2 protein-coding genes are annotated in these 4,170 nt (G+C 55.4%); both read right to left on the minus strand.

Annotation, left to right across the window (positions count from 1 at the left end; genetic code table 11):
- Window positions 1-3,793: amino acid adenylation domain-containing protein (locus ACT3TF_RS17130; protein ID WP_444672635.1), on the minus strand; the 3,793-nt coding region annotated here is incomplete at its 3' end.
- A 1-nt stretch (window position 3,794) separates the two neighbouring features.
- A partial coding sequence (locus ACT3TF_RS17135; RefSeq protein ID WP_444672636.1) for a phosphopantetheine-binding protein occupies window positions 3,795-4,170 on the minus strand: 376 nt, incomplete at its 5' end.

Consider the following 4,170-nt stretch of genomic DNA (forward strand, 5'->3'; position numbering starts at 1 on the left):
GTAGCAAGCGTCCAACCTCGGCATCATGGGCAGCCAGCGCCCGAAGCATAGGTGCTCGGCGCACATCGAGGCGATGTTGCTCAGGATCCACTTCAGAACATAACCATTCGACCACACGACCGGTAGCTTCATCCGGCACCGTTGGCCACTCGATATTCAGCACGGCATGCCGGTACACCACCTGTACCGGTTCACGCAGGTTCTCCCACAGCACCACCGTACGCAGAATATCGTGGCGGGCAATCAGCTTATTGAAACAGGCTATAAATGCTTCCAGCCGTTCTCGGCTGTCGAAGCCAAGCAAACGCGGAGTGACATAGGCATCGCCCTTCTCCTGCAACCGGTGATGGAAGAGAATCCCCTCCTGCAACGGTGCCAGCGGGTAGATATCCTGAATATTGCTAGCACCGCCGGGCACTGCTGCTTCGATGGCACTGATCTCTTCGGCATTGAGTTCAATCAAAGGCAGCATCTCAGGCTGGATTGCCAAGCAATCATCTGGAATGCGGTTGGGAGGGATGACTATTTCCTGCCGCTCTGATGTATGCGTCAGTGCCTGGGCGAAGACCACCAGCTCAGGGCATTGGAACAGCGTGCGTACCTGCGCCGTCAGCCCCTGATGTCGCATTTTCTCCAGCACCTTCAGGGCCAATAGCGAATGACCGCCTAGCTCAAAGAAGTTATCGTGCCGACCTACTTGCTCCACACCCAGCACCTCGGCCCAGATGCCCGCTAGCGCTTCTTCCACCTCGCCTTGAGGCTTCTCGTACTGCGAGCTACTGGCCAAATCCGGCTCGGGCAGGGACTTTCGCTCTACCTTGCCGTTAGCATTCAGCGGCAAAGCATCAAGCGTGACCACGACTCCCGGCACCATATAATCTGGCAACTGTTGACCCAATCGATCACGTAATTTACTGGTGTCGAGTTCACCGTCGGCTTGGGAAACCACATACGCCACCAGTCTCGAGCCACTAGGGGTTTCTTGGGCAACTACCACCGCCTCGCGAATCTCCGGTTGCGATAGCAGTTCAGCTTCGATCTCACCTAACTCAATACGTAGGCCGCGTATTTTTACCTGGTGATCAAGGCGGCCTAGGTACTCGAGCTGGCCATCCTCCCGCCAGCGCACCAAATCTCCCGTACGGTAGAGGCGTTCGCCCTCGGTGAACGGATCGGCGATAAAGCGCTCCGCCGTGAGATCACTGCGATTGAGATAGCCACGGGCCAGGCTTATCCCGCCCAGGTACAACTCTCCTGCAACGCCCTGTGGTACCAAGTTGAGCTCACCATCCAAGACGTAGGTGCGGGTACCACTAATGGGTCGTCCAATGGGGATCTGGCGGTGAACGTCATCACGGCACCACCAGTGAGTAACATGGATGGTGGTTTCGGTGGGGCCATAGAGGTCATGTAAGTTTGCGCCATCAAGATTCTCAGCCACGTCCTGCTGTAGCATGGCTGGAACGGCCTCACCGCCGCACATAATATGCTTGAGTCGCGTCTTGGCCTTCACATCGGGATAGGCCAGGAAGGCCTTGAGCATTGAGGGCACAAAGTTGAGCGTGGTAACGCCGTGCCGCTGAATCAGCTCAATGATGCGCTCTGGATCTCGATGGTCGCCTGGTTGGGCAATCACCAAACGTGCCCCGACACTCAGCGGCCAGAAAATCTCCCACACAGAGACGTCGAACCCGAACGGCGCCTTATGCAATACGGCATCGGTATCGGTGAGCTGGTAGGTCTCCTGCATCCAGACCATACAATTGGTCAAGGCATCATGGCGAATGGCGGCTCCCTTGGGTCGCCCGGTGGAGCCCGAGGTATAAATCACATAGGCGAGGTGTTCGCCGTGCAGCGTCACCGCTGGATTGGTAGTGGCGTAATGGGCTATATCCAGCCGATCCAACTCCACAACGCTGAGACCATCAGCTATCGGCAATGCCCCACGCAAGGTGTGCTGAGTCAGCAACAGCTCGATGCCACTATCGTCGGTGATGAACGCCAGCCGCTCCGAAGGATACTCGGGATCCAGTGGCACATAAGCGCCCCCCGCTTTAAGAATCGCCAGCAGCCCCACCACCATCTCGATGGAGCGCTCCATGGCAATACCCACTCGAGTCTCAGGTTTTACGCCTAGGCCGATAAGGTAGTGAGCCAACTGGTTGGCGCGGGTATTGAGTTCGGCGTAGCTGAGTGACTGATCGTCAAATACTAGCGCTGTGGCCTCTGGGGTTGCAGCAGCCCGTCGCCCAATTAGTCTATGGATTGGCTGAGCATCGGTACACCGCTGTGTGTTTACACCCCATTCCTGTAATTTTAGCTGTTCCTCTTTGTCTAGCAGTTCGATATCGCTCAACGAGCGCTCCGTCGTTTCTGCCAGCGCCTCTAGAATGACCGTATAATGCTGAGCCAGACGCTCAATGGTGGTTGAGTCGAACAGCTCTTCTGCATAAATGAAGCTTACCTCCAGGCGACCATCCTTACGTTCTACCGCATTTAGCGTCAGTTCTAACTGTGCTTTTCTCTGCTCCAGAGGCCAGGTGCTCAGTTCCAGTCCTGGTAGTGTCTGCAGTGCACCATGATCCTGCCGCTGGTGGTTGAACATCACCTGGAATAGCGGCGTGTGACTCAAACTGCGCTCCGGATGCAGCGCTTCCACTAACTGTTCAAAAGGGAGATCCTGATGCTCTTGTGCACTTAACGCCGCACGTTTGCTCTGTTGCAGCGCCTCGGCCAGGCTTAAATGACCATTCAACGGGTTACGCAGCACCTGGGTGTTGACGAAAAGTCCTATCACACCTTGGGTTTCCATCCGGTGCCGGTTGGCGATTGGCACGCCGACTAGAATATCTTCCTGCCCGGTATAGCGATACAGCAGCGTTTGGAACCCTGTCAGTAGCGTCATGAACAGGGTGGTACCCTGCGTCTTAGTTAGCTGACGAAGCCCGCTTATCAGTGGCTCTGGGAGCACCATGTCGTGGCGCGCAGCGTGATAATGTCCATCGTTGCGACGCTGTCGATCGGTCGGCAGCTGCAGCACTGGGTGTTCGTCGCCAAGTTCCGCTTGCCAGTAGGCGAGCTGACGCTCCTTCTCACCCGCCTCCATCCACTGACGCTGCCACAGTGCATAGTCGGCATATTGAATCGGCAAGGCGTGTGGCTGCCAGGCCTTTCCTTTCACACGAGCAGAGTAGTCCGCAGCAAACTCATCGATGATCAACTGCATCGACCAGCCATCGGAGACGATATGGTGCATTACCACCACCAGCAGGTGCTTCTCTTCTGCTAAGCGCAGGAGCCCCACCCGCAACAGCGGCCCCTCTTCCAGATTGAAAGGGGCATTGCAAATCCGATCAAGCTGGCTCTCTATTGCTGCGTCTCGTTCATCCTTCGGCATATGGCTTAGGTCAATCTCGTGCCATGCAAAATTGCTCTCAGCTAGCACCACGTGTATCGCCCCACCCTCGCCATCGTCATGGAAAACCGTACGCAGTGCCTCATGTCGAGATATCAAGGCGGCGAAGCTACCCCACATTGCTTCAGTATCCAGCGAGCCTTTGAGAGTCAGAGCACCGGTAATATGGTAAGCGCTACTTTGAGGATCCAAGCGCCACAGAAACCATTGGCGCAGTTGAGCATAGGAGAGCTTGCAGTTCTCTTGGCTATTCCGACGAATGATCGGCAAAGTCGAAAAATCAATATTCTGCTGTTTCAAGGCCTTGAGAAATTGGCTCTGTTTATCCTGTGAAAGCTGTAAGAAGCGTTCCACAATAATTCGATTGTTGAGTTCCATATCAGCTCTCCAAGCTCTCTAATAGTGCCGCCATCTTTTCTAGCTCGGAACCTTCCGCCTCGCGCGTACTTTCTCGAGCCTCCTGAATGAGCGTGCACATCGAAATCAATGAGGCATGCCCGAAATAGCTACGAAGAGGGAGCCGTGTATCAAAACTTTCCTCCACTCTAGCTTGCACCTTCAGAGCCAACAGAGAATGGCCACCCAACTCGAAAAAGTTATCGTGTCGGCCAACCAGCTCAATGCCAAGTATCTCTGACCAGATTTCCGCAAGTGCTTCTTCCACCTCGCCCTGGGGCGGCTCGTAATGCGAGTTACTGGCTAAATCTGGCGTGGGCAGCGCCTGACGGTCGACCTTACCGTTCGGGGTTAGCGGT

This window comes from Halomonas sp. AOP25-F1-15 (assembly GCF_052378675.1).
In the GTDB taxonomy this organism is placed as follows: Bacteria; Pseudomonadota; Gammaproteobacteria; order Pseudomonadales; family Halomonadaceae; genus Vreelandella; species Vreelandella casei.